This window comes from Streptococcus australis (assembly GCF_040226615.1).
In the GTDB taxonomy this organism is placed as follows: Bacteria; Bacillota; Bacilli; order Lactobacillales; family Streptococcaceae; genus Streptococcus; species Streptococcus australis_E.
This window is the reverse complement of sequence record NZ_JBCOAT010000001.1, coordinates 194,345-219,166: the sequence shown is the minus strand read 5'-3', so window position 1 is coordinate 219,166 and position 24,822 is coordinate 194,345. Positions and strand designations below refer to the sequence as shown.

The following is a 24,822-nucleotide window of genomic DNA, read 5'->3' as shown; positions in this document are numbered from 1 at the left end:
ACAAAACCAAATCGTTAAGGAGAAATTACATGTCAAATATTTATGATCTAGCCAATGAATTGTCACGCGGAATTCGTGACTTACCAGAATACAAGGCTGTCCTTGCTAGTAAGGAAGCCATTGATGCCGAAGCCGATGCAAAAGCGTTATTCGGAGACTACCTGGCTTTCCAACAAGAAATTCATGGAGTCATCCAGTCTGGACAAATGCCAACTGAAGACCAACAAAAGAAAATGCAAGACTTCGCTGGAAAATTACAAGGAAACCCAATTGTTAATGAGTTTTTCACCAAACAACAGCAATTGTCTGTTTATCTAGGAGATATTGAACGGATTATTTTTGATCCAGTTCAAGATTTATTTAAATAAGGGAGAGGTGGAGAGCCCACCTCTTTTTCTCTCCCATCTTAGAGGACCTTCCAAGTGAACGTTGAAAATGGCTGTTTTTTATGGTAGAATTTTTAGAAAAGCTTGAAGGGGTAAGCCATGAAATTACAAACGAATTGTAAGGGTTTAAATGGAATCATTCGTGTTCCGGGGGATAAATCGATCAGTCATCGTTCGATTATCTTTGGTAGCCTTGCACATGGAACCACTAAGGTCTATGATATCCTACGTGGTGAAGATGTCTTATCCACTATTCAAGTATTTAGAGACCTAGGTGTCTCTATCCAAGATGATGGTCGAGTGATCACCATTGAGGGAAAAGGCTTCGAAGCCTTTCAACAACCTAAGAATGATCTGGATATGGGGAACTCAGGTACCTCCACTCGATTGATAGCGGGTGTCTTAGCAGGAAGTCCCTTCCCAGTTACCATGGTTGGAGATGATAGCTTGTCCAAACGACCAATGGATCGGGTGGCGATCCCCCTTCGAGAAATGGGAGTCACTGTCCAGGGTCAAACTGCGCGAGATATGCTTCCTCTTCACCTTCATGGGACAAAAGAATTACAACCAATCCATTATTCATTACCGGTAGCCTCTGCTCAGGTCAAGTCAGCTCTTCTATTTGCTGCCATGCAAGCAGAAGGGGAGTCAGTCATTCTAGAGAAAGAACTGACACGGAATCACACCGAAGATATGATCCAGCAGTTCGGTGGCCATATCAGCGTTAAGGGCAAAGAAATTCGCCTACGTGGGCCTCAAAGCTTCCAAGCCTGTGAGGTGACGGTACCAGGTGATATTTCCAGTGCAGCCTTTTGGTTAGTAGCTGGTTTGATTGTCCCTAATAGTCAGATTCGTCTAGAGAATGTCGGGATCAATGAGACTCGTACAGGTATCCTAGAGGTTATTGAAAAAATGGGAGGCAAGCTTCAAATCTTGGATGTTGATCCCCTTGCTAAGGCTGCGACGCTTGTCGTAGAGACTTCTGATCTCCATGGGACGGAAATTTCGGGTGATTTGATTCCTCGCTTGATTGATGAGCTTCCAATCATTGCCCTTTTAGCTACCCAAGCTTCTGGCCAAACCATTATCAAAGATGCTGAAGAATTGAAAGTCAAGGAAACGGATCGCATCCAAGTAGTGGCAGATAGTCTAAATGCCATGGGGGCAACCATCACACCAACAGAGGATGGGATGATTATTGAGGGGAAAACGCCCCTACATGGTACCAGCCTGCAAACCTTTGGTGACCACCGAATCGGTATGATGGGAGCTATTGCAGCCTTGCTTGTAAGCGATGGTGAAGTGGAGCTTGCGCGTGCTGAAGCTATTAATACCAGCTATCCTACCTTCTTCGCAGATTTAGAAAAGGTGTCTCATGCCTAAAGTACTACTCGGCTTTATGGGAGCAGGGAAAACGACCATTGGCTCTTTATTGGATCCAGTTTTTGCAGATATGGATGCACTCTTGGTCCAACGCTTAGGAATGCCGATTTCTGACTATTTTGCTCTCTATGGAGAAGACAGTTTTCGCCAGCAAGAGTTGCTTTTGTTGCATGAGTTACTCAATCAAGAGAGCTCGGTCATTTCAACTGGTGGGGGCATCGTCCTGAAGCCAGAAAATCGTGAGCTTCTCAAGAAGAATCCTTGTAATATTTATTTACAGATTGATTTTGAGCGGCTTTATCAAAGACTGGCTGCCGATCCTGCAACTAAGCGCCCCCTCTTTCTTAATAAAAAACCAGAAGAGTTTCGTGCCTTGTATGAGCAACGCCTGCCCCTTTATGAAGAAGTAGCCACACATGTGATTGATGTTGCTGATAAGACACCAGAAGAAATTGTGGAGATCATCCGATGCTTGTAGCTTATCTCGGTCCTAAGGGATCCTTTACCCACCATGTAGCCCTTGAAAGTTTTGAAGAGGCGACCTTATGCCCTTACGGGTCTATCACAGAAGTGATCAAAGCTTATGAGTCCGACCAAGTAGATTATGCGGTCATACCTGTTGAGAACTCCATCGAAGGTAGTGTCCATGAGACGATTGACTACCTCTTTCACCAGGCTCATTTTCAGGCTATTGCAGAAGTGGTCTATCCCATTAAGCAACAACTCTTGGCAGTTAAGCAGGATCAAGCCATTGAGGTGATCTATTCGCATCCTCAAGCATTAGCCCAAGGGAAAGCCTATGTCCGGGAGCATTTCCCTCAAGCCAGACTAGAGATGACCACATCGACATCCTATGCAGCTCGATATGTCTCTCAACATCCGGAACTTCCTATTGCAGCTATTGCGCCTTTGGAGGCCAAGGATGAATATGGTTTGGAAGTGGTAGCTAGTAATATTCAGGAAATGGATCAAAATTTCACCCGCTTTTGGATCCTTGGTCAGCGTCCTTTTGAAGGCAGTCGCTCGCTGAAGAAAGCTGCTAGTAAGGATAGTTTGGCGATTACCTTACCAAGTAATATTGCGGGCTCCTTATGCCAGGCCCTATCTACATTTGCTTCAAGAGAATTAAATTTAACAAAAATTGAAAGTCGTCCTTTAAAGACGGCCCTAGGGGAGTATTTTTTTATCATCGATGTGGTGGATGCTGACGAATCACTGTTTGCTTCTGCCTATCAAGAACTGGAATCCCTGGGGGTATCTATCAAAACCTTAGGCCACTATTGGGTCTATATGCTAAACGACAATGAAACGGAGAACGTATGAGTAGAGAATCAGAAAACCTATCCTATCATGAACAAAAAAGATTGGATTATCTTTATTCCAACTACCATTACCTAAATGAAAAGGAACAGTTGGAATACAAGTACTTAAAAAATAAATCAGAGGGACAATTCCAAGATGACCCCGTTTCAGCAAGTGCAGAAGAGTCTGTGGTTTCCTCAAGTAGAAGCGAAAACGAGTCTGATGAATTACCAGTCTATCCATCACGGAGCCGAAAGGATAAACCCAAAACCAATAAAAAGAAACGAGAGGGAGTAGTAGCTCTTCCCAAACGTAAGAAGGGGAAAAAAATCCGCTTCAAACGTATTTTAAAGTGGATTGCCATTTTCCTCTTGTTGGTCCTTGGTGGAATGGTCTTTATGTTTATTAAAGGCTTGAATAGCAAACCTGGTGGGACCAACGCCCAACCAGCTGTTAAAGAGTATTTCAACGGTCAGAAGACCAAAGACGGGGTCAATATCCTGATCTTGGGAACAGATGGTCGAATAGGGGAAAGCTCATCTGAGACGCGAACGGACTCTATTATGGTCGTCAATGTCAACAACAAGGACGGCAAGGTAAAATTGGTCAGCTTCATGCGGGATACTCTGGTACATATTGATGGCGTGAGCCAGCAAACAGATCCAGAATATCAAGATTACTATGACCAGAAGCTGAATACGGCCTTTACCATTGGAGAGCAGAATAACAACCAAGGGGCGGAATTGGTCCGTCAGATGCTCAAGGATAACTTTGACATTAATATCCAATACTACGCCATGGTCGATTTCCAAACCTTTGCGACAGCCATTGATACCCTCTTCCCAAATGGGGTCGAGATGAATGCGCAGTTTTCCACTATTGATGGTGAAAAGGTCAGTGAAGTGGAAGTGCCAGACGATTTGAACATGAAAGACGGTGTCGTTCCTCAGCAAACCATCAAGGTCGGAAAACAACGGATGGATGGCCGGACCCTCCTCAACTATGCTCGTTTCCGTAAGGATGATGAGGGCGACTTTGGCCGGACAAGACGCCAACAAGAAGTTATGTCTGCCATTGTTCACCAAATCAAGGATCCAACCAAGCTCTTTACTGGATCTGAAGCACTAGGAAAGGTCTTCGCTATGACCTCAACCAATGTACCCTTCTCCTTCTTGTTGACAAACGGGATTGGCTTAGTCGGAAGTGCCAGCAAGGGGATTGAACGCATTACCATTCCAGAAAATGGTGATTGGGTCGATGCCTATGATATGTATGGCGGACAAGGCTTGCTGGTCGATTTCGATGCTTATAAAAAGAAATTGTCCCAAATGGGCCTAAGATGATATAATTAAGGGATAGGAGTCTGTAAACTCCATCCCTTTTAATTTGTAGAAAGATTGAACACCATGGTAAAGAAAAATGAAATTGTAACCGTTGAGATGGTCGATTTGACTCACGAAGGAGCAGGAGTGGCTAAGGTCGATGGCCTGGTCTTTTTTGTGGAGAATGCCCTGCCAGGAGAAGTCATCCGCATGCGCGTGCTCAAGGTCAATAAGAAAATCGGTTACGGAAAAGTAGAGGAGTACTTGGAAAAATCCCCTCACCGCAATGAAGAACTAGACCTGGCTTACTTGCGAAGCGGCATTGCTGACTTGGGTCACCTAGCTTATCCGAAGCAGCTGAAATTCAAGGCCAAGCAGGTCAAGGATAGTCTCTACAAGATGGCAGGAATTTCTGATATCGAAGTGCCCCTGACCTTGGGAATGGACCATCCTGTCCAATACCGCAACAAGGCTCAGGTCCCTGTCCGTCGTGTCAATGGTCAGGTAGAGACAGGCTTCTTTCGCAAGAACTCTCATGATTTGATGCCGATTGAAGACTTTTATATCCAAAATCCAGTCATTGACCAAGTGGTCTTGGCTCTTCGAGATTTAATTCGTCGGTTTGACCTCAAGCCTTATGATGAAAAGGAACAATCAGGCTTGATTCGCAATCTTGTGGTCCGCCGAGGTCACCATTCAGGAGAAATCATGGTCATTTTGGTCACCACTCGTCCTAAAGTGTTCCGTGTGGACCAGTTGATCGAGCAGTTGATCAAGCAATTTCCAGCCATCAAATCCGTTATGCAAAATATCAATGACCAGAATACCAATGCCATTTTTGGAAAAGAATGGCGTACGCTTTATGGTCAAGACTATATTACCGATCAAATGTTGGGCAATAGCTTCCAAATATCTGGTCCAGCCTTTTACCAGGTCAATACCGAAATGGCAGAGAAGCTCTATCAGACAGCTATTGACTTTGCGGAGTTGAGAGCAGAGGATATCGTGATTGACGCCTACTCCGGAATTGGGACCATTGGCTTATCAGTTGCCAAGCATGTCAAGGAAGTCTATGGAGTGGAGGTCATCCCCGAAGCCGTGGAGAATAGCCAGAAGAATGCTAGTCTAAATGGCATCACCAATGCCCACTATGTCTGTGACACAGCTGAAAATGCTATGAAGAATTGGCTCAAAAAAGGCATCCAGCCAACCGTTATCCTAGTCGACCCACCACGCAAGGGCTTGATCGAAAGCTTTATCAAAGCAAGCGCCCAAACAGGAGCTGAACGCATCGCCTATATCTCCTGTAACGTCGCCACCATGGCGCGTGATATCAAACTCTACCAAGAGTTGGGCTACGAGTTGAATAAAGTCCAGCCGGTGGATCTTTTCCCGCAGACGCATCACGTGGAGTGTGTTGTTCTGCTCGTGAAAGATTAGAAACTTTTTAGCGAAAGGCTTTATGAAGTCACTGGGAACAGTGGCTTTTTAACTTGAGTGGGAATGTATCAAAGTAACCTCTCAAGTTGAGATAGTTGCTTTGATACTAATACTCTTTATTTTAAGTATGAAGTTTATTACCATAGACACTTGATAGGGATGCAAACGAACGGAGATACTTCTAATTATTTACGGACTACAGTTTAATTTGTTTTGTCTGTAGATAGTTTCTGTGTATAATCCTATTATTTCAGCTATTTCATGATTTTTTTGATAGTAAATCTGTAGTTTTTGATTGTGTTAGACTACAGATTTCGATATAATTTTATTAGGTAAAAAATCATTCAAATGGAAGGAATATTTCAAATGGCTAAAGTAAAATATTCATTGCAGCGACTAGGAGACAATAGCTTTGTAGATATTGTCAAAGAAACTTTAAGCAAAGAACATTCAAAGGCTTTTTATTATTCAGCTTTTTTAAGAGAAGATAGTGTTTCAGAAATTAAAGAGTTTTTAGAGAAAGAGAGTGATCTAAAAGCGATTATTGGAATTAGAAATGGCGCAACATCTTCTCAAGGATTAAAAGCTTTACTCAGCACAGGAGTTCAGCTATTCGTTGTGGATACTGGCTCCCCTATAACTATTTTTCATGCTAAATCACTTTTAGTTATCGATGAAAAAAATGATAAAGCTTTTGCTGCGATTGGGAGTTCAAATTTTACTCCGGGAGGGTTTTATAGAAACATTGAAAACAACACCTTTATAGAACTTGATTTAAAGGATAAATCTGATAAAGAATTTTATGATGATTTTATGAGCGGCTTTTATAGCTTAATGGCATATGTGGGAAATGGTGATAACGTACTGGAAATTACAAATAATGTGGAGATTGATAATTTTCTTAATGATGGGCGAGTTGTGGATGAAGAAAGTAGCGTTATAAAAGCGAGTTTAGGGAGGAATAGAGCTGGCACAAAAGCTATTAAAGGTATGAAATTGAACCCGTATAAACAGAGAGGTAGTAACTTAAGAAGCAGTGCAAGCAAGAAATCTAAAAGTAGCAAGACCACCCTAGTACTCACATCTATGATTCAAGGACAGATTGAGGAAGTCTGGAAATCAAAAGAATTAAAGGAGAGAGACCTTACTATACCATCTAATAAAAAAACTAACCCCACGGGCTCAATGTTAATGAAAAAAGGAGCCTATGATATTAATCAACAAAGTTATTTTTATAACGAGGTTTTCAAAGATCTTTCTTGGGTAAGAAAGAATCCTAAGCAACCGCATTATCAGTTTGCAGAAGCAAAATTTTATTTTATAATTGAGGGAATAGAGTATGGCCCATATGAACTTACTTTAAAATATGACGAGAGAACTGATACAGCCGGTTACCTTCAGAAACAACCAAATGTGAGTTTAAGTTGGGGTAAAGCAGGAGAAATCATAAAAAATAGAAATTTACTTGGAAAAATAATGTATTTGTATAGAGTAGTTGAGAAAGCAGATGAATTTTTAATCGAAATAAAAGATGATTAAATAATTACTCTATTTGTTGAACTTATTTAAAGGTTATGCTAATATCTACACAACTAAGCTGTACATATTTAGGTCCGATTTAGCTAATAAAGGAGAATACTAGTTGTTATTAAAGGAAAATGCTTCAATTGAAAAATTGAACGGAAGATATTTCACCCCACAGTTAATTGCAGATTTTGTAACTGAATGGGTTGTGGATCAAGAACAAGCTATAAAAAATGTGCTTGAACCTAGTGTGGGAGAGGGGATATTTTTATCAAGTCTTTCAAAATTTGAAAACACTACTAATTCGAATATCATTGCCATTGAAATTGACGAAGATACAGCAAAAGAGGCAATATCAAAAACAGGTTATTCATTTTATTCAAATTGGGGTTTTTTTAGGGAAAAAACAGAAGATAAAAAAGTCGTTATAAATGATGATTTTTACCACGCATATAAAAATGGATTAGAACAAAAGCGGTTTCAGGCGATACTTGGTAATCCTCCATATATTAGATATCAATATTTACAGGAAGATCAAAGAGTTGAACAAAGTGAAATTTTGACCCGTAATTTAATGAAGTCGAATAAGCTTATAAATGCATGGGTTTCTTTTACAGTGGCATGTATAAGTTGTATGGAAGATTCTAGTAGAATCGGCCTTGTTGTCCCCGCAGAATTATTGCAAGTAAAGTATTCTGAGGATTTACGAAAGTTTCTTGTTAAACAACTAAATAGATGTACTATTGTTACCTTTGATAATTTGGTTTTTGATGATATCGAACAAGAAGTGGTACTATTACTTGGAGAAAAGATTGCCAATGATGATGAGCACCTAATTAAAATAGTCCCCTTTGAAAATGCTGAATCACTTGAAATCAATAGATTAGCTTCTATTGATTTCATGGAAGCTGATATTGAGTCAAGCAAGTGGACAAAATACTTTTTGATAGATAAGCAACTTGAGATTATTGATAGAATTAAAAATAGCAATAATTTTTTAAAATTTTCAGATGTAGCTACATGTGAGGTTGGAATAACCACAGGTAATAATAAATATTTTTGTATTAACGATGATACCGTAAGGGAATTTGACCTTAAACAGTATTGTAGGCCATTGATTGCAAGAAGCGTTAATATTCGAGGAGTACAATTTTTAAAAGAAGACTGGGAAGAAAACGTAACTTTAGGGGCAAGAACATATTTACTTGATTTAGCACCCTATGAATCTCGTGAGTTTGCAAAAGGAGTAAAAGAATATATAAAATGGGGAGAAAAAACTGAACAAAATTCATCATATAAAACTAGAATTCGAGATGAATGGTACAAAGTTCCTTCAGTATGGAGTCCAGATGTGTTTTTCTTAAGAAGAAACTATCAATTTCCAAAGGTGATGTTAAATACACCTGAGGTGGAGGCTGTGAGTACAGATACGATGCATAGAATCAAATTGAAAGACTCTAAAAATCGATTAAGGCTGATAGTTTCATATTATACTACTGTTGGACTACTGTTTTCAGAATTAGAGGGACGTAGCTATGGAGGTGGTGTTTTAGAGATTTTACCAAGTGAAGTTTCTAAAGTAATGTTACCAAATATTTTTGAAAATCAAATTCTAACCGATCAAGAAATAAAAGAATTATTCCATAAAATTGATCAGTATATAAGAAGTAATGGGAATGAACGAATTGAGTCTCTGTTGGATGACATTGACAGAAGAATATTAGTCAAAGGGATTGGGATGAGCCAAAGGGAAATTACAGAATTGAGAAATGCATGGAATATATTGAAGAACAGACGCTTATCTAGAGGAAAATGATATATAACTAGTTTAATTTTAATTAGACTTTGATTCAATAAATAAAAATCAGTTAGAATCCTAATTTTTACTTGGATTTTGACTGATTTTATTTAAAAAAGTGTAGCTAAGAAGCTCAAAAAATTACTGCCTGTGCCACACTGTAATTGAAACTTTTTAGTTTAGGTGTTAGAACTGTTGTCTCAGTCCTTGCGCCTTTTATTTTTGATAAGTTTGATGGGTTGAGAGTAGTTTGTAAATAATTCTGAGAATTTTATGTGCACACGCAACTACAGCTTTCATCTTGGTTCCTCTATGGGAGATTCGATTATAGAAAGAAGAAAAATCTGGAACCTTAGAATGCGCTGCAATCAATCCAGTCATAGTCAAAGCCTGTTTGAGATACTGATTTCCTTGCGTGATGTGTGAGGATTTTTTAATACCTGCACTTTCATAATAACCTAGGTAGAGACCAGATCATGACGCTAAGTGTGCATCGGATGGAAAGGCTGTAAAAGTTGGGCCAATTTCGGCTAAAATGATAGCTACACATGTTTGGCTGACTCCTGGAATGGTCATCAAAATATCATATTCTTCAGGGGAACTCCTTTTTAAGATAATGCTGTATTTCTTTCTCCAGTTTGTCTATCATCTCTTGATACATCTGTAACTCATGAAGACTTTGATCGATGAGGAAGAGGTCTTACAATGATAACTTCCCATTCATTGCTTCAAGCAGCTCCTCTGGGCTGGTTTTCACTATTTTTTGAATGCAGGCAAGTATGCTTGATGTATCAATGGCCTCACCGTTCATAAATAAGGTTAATAAAGCTTGTCCAGTCTTTGAGTAGATATCAGAAAGATAACTGGTTAGCTTTATAATGGCTCGCTGTAAGAGATTGTGTATTTCATTTTTGACTTGTGTTTGTCGTTGCTTGTAAGAACGCATGCGACGGGTTAGTAAACGAAGCTGTACAACTTCAGGGCCAGGGATATAGGATGGTTCGATTAGCTCATAACGTCCGAGTTGCGCAATCCATTCAGCGTCTTTCATGTCTGTTTTGAGACTGGGTACATTCTTGATATGTTGGGGATTAGCAAGCACTGAGATTAGATCAGAATCTGAAAAGATATTAAAGAGAGGGAGCCAATATTGATCTGTGGCTTATTGGTATCTAGCGGACTATCTAGAATACAACAAACAATGGACTTTTGGTGGACATCAATGCCACAACATATTTCGATTATAACTTCCAATATAAAAACCTCCTGTCAACCATTGAACAATAGAACAAGATGCATGTTGTAATTTTATTTTCATGTTCACGACGTATTCGAGTTATCTCATGACTCTTGTTCATACAGTTTTTTATACAAGCTAGGTAAAGCCTGCTTATAGTTTCTTGTCCTAAATGAGGGCTTTCTGCACTTTGCTAGAGAGAAGTTATTTGCTTTTTACATATTTAGTGTAGTGTTCCTCATACTGAGATTTTATTTTATACTCTCCTAAGATGTCAAATACCTGAATTGCTTGTTCCATCTTTTCTATTCCATATATTTGACCTTTTTTAAATTCGAAATATCCTGTCGCATAGAGAAAGACAGTCTGTTCATAGTAGTTCAATTCATTTTTTAAAAGTTTTTTAATTTTAGAAATTAAGTATGAACAATTTAAAAATTCACTTTGATCAATACTTAGAATTAAACAGTTAATTGCTAATTGTGTAACAAGTTTTTTATTATATTTATTTAATGATGAATAAATATAATTTTTTAACATTTCTTTTGTTAAGACAAAATAAGAGCTATATTTTATAGTTCTTACACAGTTTCCTAACAATATTATTTCGTAGTATCCCCATTTTTCAACTTTAAAAAGATAATCTGTTAGTTGAAGTATCTCTTTCTCTGTAGGACTAATACTATTATCTAGAGTATGGATGATTGATTTTATCATTGTCTTTTCAAAAGAGTTTAAATTATAGTTGGAAGATTCTAAGAGTAATAATTTAATCTTTTTTATATTTTGCGACGAGTACTCTTTTTGAATATACTGTACTAAGTTAGCAAACGATTCAGTTCTAGTATAATCGTTATCATGGAGAATAAGAAATTCCTCTAAAGAAACATGTAGCTTATCTAAAATATTGATAAGCCTGGAACAAGAGATTTCTGATTCTCCTCGTTCAAACCGTGAAATTTGTGATTTAGATAAATGTTTATCCGCAATAGAGCATATGCTGACTTGTTTATTTTGACGAACTTGTCTTAAGGTTTTACCGAGATTTGATTTCATTTAAATTCCCGCTTTCACAACAAATAATATAACTTCTACGGATTATTATACAATAAATCAAAAGAAAAGGAGTAAATAGATGAAAAATATTTTAAAAGTTATACCAATTTTTCTATTGTTTTTGGATATTATCATTATTGTAGGTGGATAAATTGCTTAGGTGTACACCTAAGTCTATAGGAGCTCCTATAGACTTAGTCTAGATAGTAAATTCTTTTAGTTAGGAGGGTAATGAGTGAAAGTTGTAGTAATTACTGGTGGCAAAAGTGGAATTGGAAGTGCAACTGTTGATATTTTTCTTAATAATAATTATCAGGTTGTAGTTCTTGATAAAGAAGAGGTGGGAAAATCTCATCCAAAATTATTATATTACAATTGCGATATATCTGATGAGCATATGGTTAAAAATGTCTTTGAAGAAATTTATAAAAAATTTTGTAAGATTGATGTTTTAATTAATTGTGCTGGAATTCAAATTTTAGAAGAATGGCATTCAATCAGTACAGTTCATTGGAATAAAGTAATCAAAAATAATTTGTATGGTACCTTTTACTGTTTGAATCAGGCGACTAAATATTTGAACAGAGGAGGAGCTGTCGTAAATGTTACCTCAATTCATGCTAAATCTCCAAGAATAAATAACTATCCTTACGATATTTCTAAAGCTGGAATAGAGTTGTTGGGAAAAGAGCTTGCAATTGAATTGGGGCGTAAAGGAATCAGAGTGAATAATGTTGCTCCAGGCTGTATTGATACACCTATGAATACAGATATTGATTTAACTAGTCAAGTAATTCGAGATAAGATTCCTATTGGGAGAGCAGGACAGCCGGAGGAAGTTGCAAAAGTCATATATTTTTTATCAACTGATAGCTCTAGTTACATTCATGGGGTGACTCTGACTGTGGATGGGGGAAGAAATTTGATAAAGTGAAGTTGACGAATGTTTTATTAACAATACATAAGTATAAAGGAGCGCTAAATATGGAGATATTGAAAAGATTACAATATCATGTTGAAAAATACCCAAATAAGTCTGTGCTTATTTCAAAAGAGTATTCATTAACTTTTAGTGAAATTGAGAACATTTCTAATTATATAGCAGGAAAAATAATAAGTGGATCAGTTAAGAGTGTCATACCGTTTGTTGTTAAAGATACTGTGTACGTTTTACCTATCGTTTTAGGAATTTTAAAGTCAGGAAAAATCCCTCTTCCTCTAATTCAGGGGATAGATTTTACGAAAGCGATAGAAAGAGTTCAAGATGTAGATTTTGATATGGTATTAACTGATTTTCTATTAGATAATCAGGTAGTAGATTTGAATATTTTCTGTATTGGCAATCTAAACTTCATAAAAAAATCAAAGTATCCTTATTATCCAGTAGTAAGTGATGATAATTTAACATACATTATTTGTACTTCAGGAACAACTGGAATACCCAAAAAAGTATTTTTAACAGAAGATAATATATGTTGGCTTCTGGATGAATTTTATAAAATAGTAAACTTTGGCACCAATTCAAAATTTCTATTTACAACACCATATACTTTTGACGTTTCGTTAACTGAGATACTAGCTCCAGTGTTTACAGGAGGAACATTGATTTGTATTGATGTTAATGTTCAAACATTAAAGGAAATGTCATCTGTTATCAAGAAGTATTCAATAACTCATCTATCTTGCCCACCTTCGTTAGCAGAGATGTTACTAGAAACGGCTGGAGAAAATATATTTGAGGGTTTGCAATCGTTGAGCATTGCTGGTGAGGAATTTTCTGTCAACTTATCAAAAAAGTTAAAACGTACAATTGAAAAGGGTTGCGAGGTTTATAATTTTTATGGGCCAAGTGAAACAACCATATATGCAACATACTATCTTGTTAAAGGAGATGAAAAAGATCATGTTCCAATAGGGAAGCCGATTCCAGGAGCTAAAATTAAAGTCTTACCTCAGAAAGAAGAGAATTCAAATGGAGGAGAATTAGCTATTGGTGGAAAAGGAGTCAGTAGAGGCTATTTGTTACAACCAAACTTAAGTGAAAATAGATTTAAAGTATTGGATGAAAGCCGATTCTATTTGTCTGGAGATTTTGTTTATTATAACGAAAATTTAGATTTAGTCTTTGAAGGCAGAAAAGATAGTCAAATTAAGATTAATGGGATAAGATTAGAGATTGAAGAATTGAATTCTATAGTTTCCTCTATCGAAAAAGTATTATCTACTAAAATTGTATATAGTAATAAAGTGCTTTACATTTTTTATAAATCAGAATTTGACTGTTCTAAATTGATTACAGAAAGCCTCCCATCATATTTGAAACCTAAAATAATCAAGGTTGATGAATATCTTTTTACATTTAATAGGAAATTAGATGTGAAGAGGATGATAGAGGCTTACTATAATAAAAAGGATGATTTGGAGAGAACAGTAAAAATAAAAGAGAAAGACATATTAAATAAGATTAATGAGATTGTAGTTAAATATGGTGTTCTTTCTATTAATGAACTAGATTCTTTAGATACAGTAAGATTTTTTTTAGATATTGAAGAAGAATTTAAAATTAAGATTGACAGTGCTAGCTTAGTTTCTTTGAATGATACGGAAAAAATATTACTCTATATTAAGGAGTTTGAGAATAATTTGGGGGATACAAAAGAACCAACGGTTGTAAGAAAGTATCAAAAAGAAACAGATATACTAAATTTAAAAATTAAACTAGAACAAATAGACTTAGATACAAATGCAGTGGAAATTCCATTAACATGTACTCAAAAAAAATTAAAAAATAGTCCAGGAATTCCAATTATACATTGTGAATTTCGTGTTAATGAGGTGAATACTCATGTTTATCATAGAGTCGTGGATGTAGTCTCTAAGATTTCAAAAAGGATTGACTTATTGAGAACGTTTATTGTAAGAGATGGGAACAATGTAACGTTTAAAAGAATGGAATATGGTAAAATTATCCCTACTGTAGTTGTATTTCAAAATTTTCTTTCTGATGATCAAATGGTTAACATTCTAAAGGAGCAGCCAATAACACCAGTTCCAGTAGCTGTGATATCTTTGGAACAAAAGATAGTTAGATTCTATTTTTTCTATCATTCGATTGATGCATCCTCACTCAATATGCTATCAAAAATGTTAAATAACCTCTATGAAGGAACTCTTTTAGAAGATGATATCCCAATTAGTTCGTTTTATAACTATATAAACTTTATTAACCAGAAAACTTCTAATATTAAAATTAAAGATTGTTTAGACCTTATTCCTCGAGAAGAAGGGGAAGTAGCTATCTATAATGAAGAAGAGGTATTCGTGACTACTATTCAAATAGATAGCGAAAAAAATAAAGATGTAAATATCTATTCCGTGTTCCGCATATGCCAGCATATACTTAAATACCAAAATAGCAATAATATAGTAGTTTCAATATCTTATAATTTTAGAGACTTTAGGGGATTTGATGCTTCCCATACAATAGGCGATGTTCATACTAAAATTCCTATCATAATCAAAAGAGATGAAGATTATACTATATTTGAAAATAGATTTAAAAAAATTTTAGCGAGTTATGCAGAAGGATTAGATATAAGATGTCGTGTTTTTAGTGTTTCGCCACAGACAAATAGTATAGAAGAGAAAGAGTTGTTACAGCGTTGGAATAATATTTCTTTATCATTCAACTATATAGGTGAAGTACTTGATCCAGATGAGGTTGTTAAAAATTATAGAGAAGGAAATTTTTCAAATAGAAGTGTTATTCTATTCAGTAATAAAGAAAAAATGTACTATATAATGAAAGGTTATTGTTTTAAATAGGTAAAAAACTTATGAATATTTTATGTATTATTTACGACACGACAAAAGAGTCGTTATTGTTTTCTAAATCGGAGAGTGGCTATTATGTTCCTTCACAATCTTTTTATTCTGAAACATATAAAGCCGACAAAGTGGTTGATTATTTATATTTAAACTATAATTTAAATTTGCAAGAATTGGATTTTACTGAGATTTTTTCTAACGAGGAAAATATAATTTTACTTGCTAATGTACAAAAACCGGCTATTTCTAATGGCGAATGGGTTCCGTTATATGAAATAAAAGATATCTCTATAAAGAATATAGAATTAACTTTATTGAAATACATATTTAATTATTTTTTTAGAATAGATAAGTTCCCTAAAGAAACTTTGGAGATTTATTTAAAATGTACCAATAATAGTTTATTAGTAAAATGTAAAGAATTGATTTTTGAACGTAACCCAGGAATGATTTCTTCGGATAGATATGATAATCTGGGAATTAAAATTGTTGATGAATGTGGTGATAGTTCAGAAGTTATCGATTTAATGCCATTTGAAAAGGATCAAAATGAAACTTTAACTTTTGAAAATATTAAAAAAGGCGATTCGTTTTTAGAAGCACTTTACGAAAATGTTATGGAAAAAATCTCTGATCTATATAGTATACGAGTTAGTAGTAATACCCTGTACTTGCCCTCAGTATTTTATGGAATTACAGGAATGACAGAAAGTGGGAAATCTTATTACTCTAAATACATTGATCTAAAAGAAGACTTTTGGAATTTAAAAATAAGAACGTTTATTGAGTCAGCTAAAAAACTGGTAGATAAATCGATTTCATCTTTGTTGGAAACAGTGAGTATACAACAGATGATTGATTTTGCAAGTTATCACTATTTTAAAGAAGCGTTTGTTATTGAAAGTATATATTCAAGAAGATTTCATGAAAAAATGCGAGAGATTCTAAAATATGATTATAAATTAATTTATATAGAGGCTCCAAAAAATATTAGAGAATTTCGTTCTTTGGATTCAATTGTAGAATTCCAAACTAAGGATATCAAAAAAGAGAAATTAGGGATCTCTTTTTTGAAGAGTGAGGCAGATGTAGTAATTGACAATTCCGATACTGCTTCTAATAGCAAGGAACAGATTAATAAAATCTTTTTAACTTATAAAGAGAATAATCCAATTTTAAAACCTATTAGAGATTTTAATGTGAATGAAAAGTTAAAAGATGAGATGATGAATTTTTTTAATTTTATAGTAAATAATTATCAAGATAAAATTCTTCTCTTTTCATATACGGGAAGTACAACAAATAATTCGTATATTGAAGGCTGGAGTGATGTAGATGTATTACTTGTTTTGGAGGAGAACATAATTGATTTTTATAATGAAGTTAATTGTCAAATATCGAAATACTCTTATAAATTTGGTGTCAATATTATTACAAAGGGTGATATTGAAAGAGATAGAGTTGATACAAAAAACTTATTGAATCTATATAATATTTGTAGAGGGTATATAAAACCCAATTATATCAGAAACTTCAAACTCCCAGTACTTAATATAGATAAGATAACTAATATGCAGATTGTAAATAGAAATAATTTTATATCCTCTATAAAAAAACACATTGTACAAGATTCTTTCAATGTTCGAAAAGTATTTAAAGAATGTTTAATTGTTTTTATGATACTTCTGGCTGAAAACGGAAAACTTTGCATAACTTATTCAGAAGTGGTTGAAGGGATGAGGGAAATTAATCATCCGTTAAGTGAATACCTAGAAGATTTGATTTCAAAAATTCCTAATTTAACTATTGAAGAGGTAAGAGAGTTGTGTCAAAAAGTGATAACAAATTTATAATTGATAGAGTTAAGAAAAAGCTCCCTAATAGTGTCATAGAATCAGTTAGATTTGATCAAAATTCAATAAATGGAGTGCTAACAGATAAAAGTGGAAAAAAATTTTTTAAAATATCTTCAATTGAATCTATAAATCGTGAGAGAATGGGACAACTTAAATATAGTAAATTTAATCAGTGTCCTAAAGTATTAGGTACTTATAGACTAGATGAAGAGAATTCAGTAATTTTGCTTGAATATATTGAGGCAGTAGCAAATTATGAAAACTCCTTATATTTTATTCTAGAGAATGAAGAAGATAATGAGGAAATATGTAAAAGAATATTAAATAACTACTTCCAAACTTTTGACGCCAAACAAATTTATTATAGCGACGATGATATGATTGATAACTATCAATATAATAAATTTTTTTATCAACGTATCAATAGACTTGAAATGATTAGTACAGAAGATCTACTGTTTAAAAGTATCATTGATGAAACTCTATTTTACATTTCTAATATAGAGCTAGAATCAATGAGATTTTTAACGCATGGTGATCCTAGTGATATGAACTTTAATACTTTTGAAATATTTATTGATTTTGAAGAAGCTGATTATAATGATATTTTCTTAGAGTTTGTCATTTTATTTTGGAATTTCTTTATTGGTGGTAGTTACCTATTTCCTAAATATAATAGAACAAAATATAATAATAAAACATTTAGTAACTATAGTGGAATTACTAACAACAGAAAGTGTGTGTTAGTATACTGTATTAGTAAGATGAAAGAAATTTGCAGTATAAATAAAATTAGTAATAATAAAAAGATAAGGTATTGCTTAATTTTCCGAATTTTATCAGTATTACCATACGATAAATTAGATAAGGATGATAAAAAAATGATTGCTGATTTAGTTAAGTTAGTTAATAGTTGGAATTGGGAATGTGATGAAGTAATCTGGGATAATCTTTCAAGATTGGTTTCGGGTGAGTTGCTATGAAAGGTATCTTGAGGCATAAACAAGTAATAGTATTTGATTTTGATGGTTTATTGGTGAATACAGAAGAAATTTACTGGGATGGATGGAAGTTTGCATTTCAAGAAAATAATATATCAGTGTCGAATCAGTTAATAAGTAGCTTTACAGGTAAGTCGATTGAAGAAGTTGATAGATTATTACTGAATCAGGGAATTGATTTCAAAATGTTGCAAAGACTTCGAGAATTTAGGGAGAAATATATTATAGAAATGATTGATTCACCTGCTGTAACACTTCTTCCAGGAGTAAAAGAATTTTTAGACTACTCTATTTCAAAATATAAGTTAGCTATTTGTACATCATCACCACGAAAACGTCTAGAAAAAGTACTTAATTCATTAGGTATTCTTTGCTATTTTGATAAGATTGTTGCTTATGAAGATACGTTAGAACACAAACCTAGTCCAATGCCCTATAAAAAAATTATTGAACACTACACTACACCGAGCTCTAATATAATTGTTTTTGAGGATTCTTGTTCGGGAGTCCTATCGGCTAAAAAAAATGGTCTTGAAACTCATTGTGTAAATAAATTTTTAACGTCTGAGCATCTAAAAATATGTCTTCCAGATTTCTGTCATAAAAGTTTTTATGAAGTGATGAATAAATTGTAAGGTAGAATCTATGTTAATAAAAGATTTAAGAGCAAATCATCATTTTTGGTCGTGGGTACTTCTAATTATATTTCGGTATGGGCAATTTATTGATAATTTACCTTTACCTAAAATTATAAAATTAATTTTATCTACTCCTTATTTTTTAGGTGATACAATTATTATTGAAGGATTATTACACTGTCATTTTCCTAGAACAGTTAAAATTGAACCTGGAATTTCACTATTTCATCCTTATGGAATTATGCTTAATAGAAATACTGTGATAGGATCTGGTGTAATAATTAGGAATAACGTAACTATAGGTGTGAAACATCAAGGTGAGCCTACGTTTGCAGTTATTGAATCAGGGGTAGACATTGGAGCTGGAGCAAAAATATTGGGAAGTGTAAGAATTGGCCGATATTGTAAAATCGGTGCTAATGCTGTTGTTTTGAAAAATTTTAGTGCTGGAAGCATCATAGCAGGAGTTCCAGCCAAAAAAATCAGAACATAGGATTATAGTTTAGAAAGGAAAAATCGTAATGAAAATTATTTTAAATAGATATTCAGCTAGAATCTTTAGATTAGACTATATTTATGATAATGATAATTTTATTATTCTTGCCCCGAAAGAAAGGGAGAATAAATATGATGAATCTATTAAAAGAGGTGATAGGGAAGCGAAAGTAATTTTCTTAGAAGATTATACTCTACCAAACCTAGTTGTAAAAATCAGAGCTCTTAAAAAGGAATTCTTAATTGATAGTATTACAACACTATGTGAAGAGTATGTGGATTGGGCAGGTTTTCTAGATGATCATTTTGTAGAAAAAAATACCAAATCAGTTTCGAATTTAATGTTTAAAGATAAGTTTTATATGAGGTCTTTTCTAACAGATATTGTAGAGCAACCATATTTTAGATTGCTTGAATCGGAAAATGATTTAAGAATTTTTTGGGAAAAAAGTTGTACAAGTACTGCAATTATAAAGCCTAGACGGGGAGCGGCTTGTATAGGTATTAAAAAAATTGATAAGCAAACTGTTTTAGATGAGAACTATTTTGGAGATCATTTTATTATTGAAGAATTTGTAGATGTAAAAACAATGATTACCTGTGATGGTTATGCTATTGGAAATTCGGTAAAACGATTTTTTGTTCACGATAATGTTAAATTGCTTTTAGAGTCTTTGAGTTCTACAAATGGATACTATTTATTGAGAACAAGTAGGTTATATTCAGATAATGATCTTATCAAATTAATTTTTTCAGAGTGTGAAAAAGTAATTAAGGAATTCTCTGTAAAGGATGAACTAACCCCATTCCATTTTGAATGGTTTGTAGATATCTCTGAGAGACGTGTACTACTTTGTGAAGTTGGCAAACGCTTTGGAGGGGGAGATATTCCTGACTTAATTAATGATGTTTACAATGTAAATGTTCTCAAAGAATATTGGGAAATTATGTCTTCTTCAGACAATATCAAAAATATTAACTATGGTGAAATTATTAAAGTGCCTAAAAAAATTTCAGCAACTTTTGCTCTTTATAAACAAGCTGGGCATGTCCAAAGTATTCCAGATGAAAAGGAGTTATCCTGGGCAGAGATGGTTTATTTACCTTTAAAAATTGGAGAATATGTTCAAGCCGCAGAGAATATTGTGGAAAATGCTTTGATGGTTCGTTTTCAGGCTAGAAATGAAATTGAATTAGAAGAAAGAATCGAGAAACTAGACACATTCTCAAAAGGAATTATCTATTCTAAGCTTGATAATTAATTTTGTTTCGTTGAAAAATTAGTTCAGGGAAAAGATATGAGAAAAAATGAAAAAATAAATATAGCTAATTTTGTTAGTAGTAGAGGAATATCCAGGTTTGGCGACATACTATTTGACTTTGCTAATAGTACTTTTTTGTCTAGTATAAACTCCAAATCCTTATTTCTGATTGGTATTTATCAAGCAGCTGAAAATTTAATTGGTATATTATTTAACCTACTAGGCGGTGTAATAGCTGATCGATTTAAAAGAAAGAAGATTTTGCTTTCAACTAATATTATTAGTGGGATAGGGTGTATCATTTTATCTTTTATAACTGTGGAAAAATGGTTGATATATGGAATTGTTTTAACGAATATAATTTTGGCAGTCCTTAGTTCATTCTCTTCGCCGTCTTATAAATCATTTACTAAGGAGATTGTTGAGAAGAATAATATTTCAAAACTTAATTCTTACTTAGAAGTAGTTAGTACTACAGTAAAAGTTGTAGTACCATTGATTTCTGTATTTTTATACGATAAATTAGGAATTCATGGTGTATTATTATTAGATGGCATAACTTTTCTTTTCTCTGGCATACTAATATTATTTATTAAACCAGAGTTAACAGAACGTATGGACAACAATAAAATATCTATCAAAGATATTTTCGTTGATTTAGTAATGGGCTTTAAATATTTGTTAGAATATAAAGTAGTATTTAATTTAATAATTCTATCAGCTTTGATAAATTTTTTTCTTGCAGCATACAATTTATTACTACCTTATAGTGGTTTAATGTTTCCTAAGATTTCAAGTGGATTATATGGTACAATACTTACTGCAGAAGCTACTGGCGGCTTATTGGGTGCAATTCTAAGTTCTTTGACTAACAAAAGTTTAAATCCCTCTAAAATGACATTATACTTAGGACTTTCGGGTCTATCTTTGCTGACTACCCCAATTCTTTATTTTATCTTTCAGAGTAGAATAATCATATTAGGACCAGCAATATTTTCATTATTTTTGGCTATATTTAATATTCAATTTTTTTCCTATGTGCAACAAAATGTTGAAGTTAATTTTTTAGGAAGAATATTTGGAATTATCTATACTGTTGCAGTGTTATTTATGCCAATTGGTACGATTATATTTACAATTGCATTAAAACCGACATTTCAATTTAATTTTACAATTATTGGAGCATCAATTTTATTGTTATCTGGCGTATTTTATAATTTATTTAAAAAGTATTCAATAAGAAAATAAAAATTGAGTAAATGGAAACTAATATAAATAACTTATTAGGCAATGAGAACAACATAATATCGGGAAAGGGTATACAACAGGGCTTAAAACTGAGGTTATGATTCCAATTAACTCTGGAGGGGGTTATCAACTTCCGTGAATGAATCTGGATTCTTTGATTTCAAACAAAGTGTGACTTTGATTGCTCCAGGGGAATCGGACCATAAGTCCTATGTGATTGAAGTGGATGGATAGAATTCAAAAAAATTTTTGAAAATACTTTAAAAATTTTTTTGAATTTGATATACTAAATATAGCAAGATGAAAATAAAGCATAGAAGTTGCTTATAAAAAGGTTGAAATAACAAACTTATTATGGGATATACAAAACCTATAATACTCTGAATAAATCGAAGTGAAACTTTGTGAGCTAGATCTTGCTTCACTTTCTAGTTTCCTTTAGATTTTTAGTGAGTATAAATAAATTTCAAGGGAGGCATTCGTATGTCGTTTATATCAACCATCCAAAATAATTTTTATAATTATTTATTTATTGAGCTTCATTCCTATGTTTTTAACCATAGAGAGTCTATTGAAATTCCTAGCCGTCGAAAGGGGCGAATCCTCTCCATCAAGTTAGACGCTTTTACCATCAAAAAGATGTTAGCTAGTAATCTAGTAAATGGTTTGATCGAATCGGACCTGAAAGTGATAGCTCATCTGGCCGTCCGTGTTCAGACGAAGTTTGATATGGAGTTGGATAATGCGGATATACAGTTGTTCGTGAGGATCAGGTATCACTTAGAAAATGGACTATCTCAACTGGAAATCTTACAAATCAAATCGTATGTTCATTCAAATGAGAAGGGACCGATTCCGTATTTCTCAACTGAATTTGTTCCTTATATCCGATCCAAGGATATGGACAAAATCGCTGAGGGCATTTTAGAGGCTTATTATCCTGATATGCTAGTTTCTCCGATGGGCCTTCCGATTTACGACTTTGCAGAAAAGCTAGGAGTCGTTATTGAGGAAGGAACTTTGTCGAAAGATGGCTCTATCTTTGGTGAGATGGTTTTTAAAGATAGTTTAGTGACTTTCTTTGAAAACGATCAAGAATTAAAAAGAATGGTGCCAGGCGGGACCGTCTTAGTGGATCCACAGGTTAAAGGACTTCGGAATCAAGGAAGCTATAACAACACCATTATTCATGAGTGTGTCCATTGGCTCTTGCACCGGACGCATAATGAATTCAGGAGTTTGTTAGGGAGTGAGGAAACCAAATTTTCCAGTCAGTTGAACCCTCCCGCTATTAAAGAGGGGAAGTGGACGCCTTATGACTGGATGGAGTGGCAGGCAAATGGCATAGCTGCTCGGATTCTGATGCCTCAGAAAACCACCAAGATGATGGTGCAGAAGTTGGTAAGAAAACATTCTTTGAAGTTTGATTCAGCTGATCGTGTGAAGATGTTGAAGAAGGTAATAGATGACCTAGCTCACTTTTTTCATGTTTCACGCTGGGCGGTTAAAATTCGGTTGATGCAGTTAGGTTATACGGAATTTGAGGGTATATACAAGTATATGGGTCACCATTACATCAAGAGTTATACCTTTGAAGCCAATGCTATTCAAAATAACCAGACTTTTACCATCTCCTTTCAAAATGCTTGCCATCTCAACTTTCACAATGACCGCTTTCGGGAGGTCATGGATTCAGGAAGGTATGTTTATGTTGACTCGCATTTCTGCCTAAACAGTGAGAAGTATGTCAAAAAGATTGAACTGGGTGTTTATCAGATGACGGACTATGCTTATTCCCACATGGATGAGTGCTGTCTGGTATTTGACATTCACTACAAAGGGAAACAGAGCATCAGCTCCATGGACTTTAATAACTATATCCTGTACCGTGGAAACTTACCTGAGTTAAACATTGAGCTGGACTTCTCTGAACACCTGATCGAGATTCGTTCCCTTCCGGAATACACAGGTCAGATTTTCCCGGAGATTATGCGCATCATGGCTACGCTTCCTAATCACTTTTGTGGGACCATGCGTTCCCATCGAGATCGGAAACATTGCAGTCAAGAGAAGTTGGTTGAATACAGTGGTCTCAGTATCTCTACTATCGCTCGAATGGAAACGCAACATGACAATGTGAATAAGATAGAGAATATTGTGGCGGTGTGTATCGCATTAAAACTTTATCCAGACTTTAGTTTTGATCTGATTGAGAAAAGCAATTGCCGTTTTAACAATCAGGTTCCTCACCATAGTGCTTACAAAATGATACTTAGGAATTGTTACCACCTGTCCTTGGAAGAGGTGAATCAGCTCCTATCATCCATGGATGTCAAAACGATTTGAAAAAATTATTTTGAACCCTTCATTTTTTGAAGGGTTCTTTTTTGCATTTTAATAGGCTTTTTACATAAGGGGAGACTTCTAAACCCGCATTCTTAGGTTTAAAAGACCTTCATTTTTTGCTCTGTTATATTTCACCAAATGGTTTTATACTAGTCTTGTGAGTCGGAGATGGCCATCACCAGTAACTCCAAAAAAATGATGAAGGACGGATTTTTCCGAATGAAAACAGTATTTATATGTTCACCCTACCGAGGGAATGTTGCAGAAAATGAAAAGAAGGCCATTGCCTATTCTAAGCAAGCTTCCAAAGCTGGTTATGTGCCCCTTGCTCCACATTTACTTTTGACACAGTTCTTAAATGACCGAAATCCTGAAGAGCGAATTCAAGGGCTAACCATGGGGCAGGAGCTTTTAAAGCGGTGCGATGAGATTTGGGTCTATGGTCCCAATATCTCTCAAGGTATGAAGTATGAGATTGAAACGGCGAAAGAGTTGGGAAAAACTTTCCGATTATTCCATGAGAATGGTCAGCCTATTAATCCACATACCATGGAAATTGATGACCGGGTAGAACCTTTGTTTGCACTCCAATGCAGCGGACATAAGGTTCGCTATGCAGGAGAAAAGAATCCAAAAGTTACTAATACTAAAGATTCTGTTTGGTCGAAGTTTCCAAGCATGTTCTTAGAATAAGAAAGGA

21 protein-coding genes are annotated in these 24,822 nt (G+C 34.5%); 18 read left to right on the top strand and 3 right to left on the bottom strand.

What is annotated here, in order from left to right; translation table 11 throughout:
* Positions 1–29 precede the first annotated feature (29 nt).
* From ABT997_RS01115 to ABT997_RS01080, 8 genes are all read left to right on the top strand, one after another.
* A complete protein-coding gene (locus ABT997_RS01115; protein WP_314837254.1) occupies positions 30–368 on the top strand; it encodes a YlbF/YmcA family competence regulator in 339 nt (112 codons plus the stop codon).
* 117 nt (positions 369–485) lie between these two features.
* Complete coding sequence (gene aroA, locus ABT997_RS01110; protein ID WP_314837253.1) at positions 486–1,769, top strand: 3-phosphoshikimate 1-carboxyvinyltransferase; 1,284 nt, start codon at positions 486–488, stop codon at positions 1,767–1,769.
* Positions 1,762–2,247 (top strand): shikimate kinase, encoded by a 486-nt coding sequence (locus ABT997_RS01105; protein ID WP_350018543.1) that lies wholly within the window; start codon positions 1,762–1,764, stop codon positions 2,245–2,247. The genes aroA and ABT997_RS01105 overlap by 8 nt, the downstream gene beginning before the upstream one ends.
* Positions 2,238–3,092 (top strand): prephenate dehydratase, encoded by an 855-nt coding sequence (gene pheA / locus ABT997_RS01100; protein ID WP_350018542.1) that lies wholly within the window; start codon positions 2,238–2,240, stop codon positions 3,090–3,092. The genes ABT997_RS01105 and pheA overlap by 10 nt, the downstream gene beginning before the upstream one ends.
* Positions 3,089–4,414 (top strand): LCP family protein, encoded by a 1,326-nt coding sequence (locus tag ABT997_RS01095; RefSeq protein WP_350018541.1) that lies wholly within the window; start codon positions 3,089–3,091, stop codon positions 4,412–4,414. Before pheA ends, ABT997_RS01095 begins: the two co-directional genes overlap by 4 nt.
* A 63-nt stretch (positions 4,415–4,477) precedes the next feature.
* Positions 4,478–5,833: a 23S rRNA (uracil(1939)-C(5))-methyltransferase RlmD gene (gene rlmD, locus ABT997_RS01090; protein ID WP_350018540.1), complete on the top strand. Its 1,356-nt coding sequence runs from the start codon at positions 4,478–4,480 to the stop codon at positions 5,831–5,833.
* A 366-nt stretch (positions 5,834–6,199) separates the two neighbouring features.
* Positions 6,200–7,372, top strand: coding sequence for a phospholipase D family protein (locus tag ABT997_RS01085; protein ID WP_200771922.1), 1,173 nt, complete (start codon positions 6,200–6,202; stop codon positions 7,370–7,372).
* A 103-nt stretch (positions 7,373–7,475) separates the two neighbouring features.
* Positions 7,476–9,173, top strand: coding sequence for an Eco57I restriction-modification methylase domain-containing protein (locus ABT997_RS01080; RefSeq protein WP_200771921.1), 1,698 nt, complete (start codon positions 7,476–7,478; stop codon positions 9,171–9,173).
* A gap of 456 nt (positions 9,174–9,629) precedes the next feature.
* Here the strand turns inward: ABT997_RS01080 and ABT997_RS01075 are convergent, their stop codons facing one another.
* From ABT997_RS01075 to ABT997_RS01065, 3 genes are all read right to left on the bottom strand, one after another.
* Positions 9,630–9,731 (bottom strand): transposase, encoded by a 102-nt coding sequence (locus ABT997_RS01075; protein ID WP_200771920.1) that lies wholly within the window; start codon positions 9,729–9,731, stop codon positions 9,630–9,632.
* 124 nt (positions 9,732–9,855) lie between these two features.
* Complete coding sequence (locus ABT997_RS01070; protein WP_244967044.1) at positions 9,856–10,257, bottom strand: IS110 family transposase; 402 nt, start codon at positions 10,255–10,257, stop codon at positions 9,856–9,858.
* A 339-nt stretch (positions 10,258–10,596) separates the two neighbouring features.
* Positions 10,597–11,448, bottom strand: coding sequence for a helix-turn-helix domain-containing protein (locus ABT997_RS01065; RefSeq protein ID WP_200771919.1), 852 nt, complete (start codon positions 11,446–11,448; stop codon positions 10,597–10,599).
* Positions 11,449–11,683: 235 nt separating this feature from the next.
* Here ABT997_RS01065 and ABT997_RS01060 point away from each other — a divergent pair, with 235 nt between their 5' ends.
* The 10 genes from ABT997_RS01060 to ABT997_RS01015 all read left to right on the top strand — a co-directional run bounded on the left by ABT997_RS01060 (position 11,684) and on the right by ABT997_RS01015 (position 24,815).
* Positions 11,684–12,382 (top strand): SDR family NAD(P)-dependent oxidoreductase, encoded by a 699-nt coding sequence (locus ABT997_RS01060; protein WP_200771918.1) that lies wholly within the window; start codon positions 11,684–11,686, stop codon positions 12,380–12,382.
* A 50-nt stretch (positions 12,383–12,432) separates the two neighbouring features.
* Positions 12,433–15,273 (top strand): AMP-binding protein, encoded by a 2,841-nt coding sequence (locus ABT997_RS01055; protein WP_200771917.1) that lies wholly within the window; start codon positions 12,433–12,435, stop codon positions 15,271–15,273.
* A gap of 11 nt (positions 15,274–15,284) precedes the next feature.
* Complete coding sequence (locus ABT997_RS01050; protein WP_200771916.1) at positions 15,285–17,129, top strand: nucleoside/nucleotide kinase family protein; 1,845 nt, start codon at positions 15,285–15,287, stop codon at positions 17,127–17,129.
* Complete coding sequence (locus tag ABT997_RS01045) at positions 17,102–18,115, top strand: hypothetical protein (RefSeq protein ID WP_200771915.1); 1,014 nt, start codon at positions 17,102–17,104, stop codon at positions 18,113–18,115. The genes ABT997_RS01050 and ABT997_RS01045 overlap by 28 nt, the downstream gene beginning before the upstream one ends.
* Complete coding sequence (locus ABT997_RS01040; protein ID WP_200771914.1) at positions 18,112–18,768, top strand: HAD family hydrolase; 657 nt, start codon at positions 18,112–18,114, stop codon at positions 18,766–18,768. The genes ABT997_RS01045 and ABT997_RS01040 overlap by 4 nt, the downstream gene beginning before the upstream one ends.
* Before the next feature lie 10 nt (positions 18,769–18,778).
* Positions 18,779–19,264: an LbetaH domain-containing protein gene (locus tag ABT997_RS01035; protein ID WP_200771913.1), complete on the top strand. Its 486-nt coding sequence runs from the start codon at positions 18,779–18,781 to the stop codon at positions 19,262–19,264.
* A 28-nt stretch (positions 19,265–19,292) separates the two neighbouring features.
* The gene (locus tag ABT997_RS01030) at positions 19,293–20,528 is read left to right on the top strand and encodes an ATP-grasp domain-containing protein (protein ID WP_200771912.1); all 1,236 of its coding nucleotides are present in this window, start codon (positions 19,293–19,295) and stop codon (positions 20,526–20,528) included.
* 36 nt (positions 20,529–20,564) lie between these two features.
* Complete coding sequence (locus tag ABT997_RS01025; RefSeq protein WP_200771911.1) at positions 20,565–21,776, top strand: MFS transporter; 1,212 nt, start codon at positions 20,565–20,567, stop codon at positions 21,774–21,776.
* Positions 21,777–22,259: 483 nt separating this feature from the next.
* Positions 22,260–24,122 (top strand): XRE family transcriptional regulator, encoded by a 1,863-nt coding sequence (locus ABT997_RS01020; protein ID WP_200771910.1) that lies wholly within the window; start codon positions 22,260–22,262, stop codon positions 24,120–24,122.
* Between the two features lie 195 nt (positions 24,123–24,317).
* The gene (locus ABT997_RS01015; protein ID WP_200772067.1) at positions 24,318–24,815 is read left to right on the top strand and encodes a DUF7768 domain-containing protein; all 498 of its coding nucleotides are present in this window, start codon (positions 24,318–24,320) and stop codon (positions 24,813–24,815) included.
* The last annotated feature ends 7 nt before the right edge of the window (positions 24,816–24,822 follow it).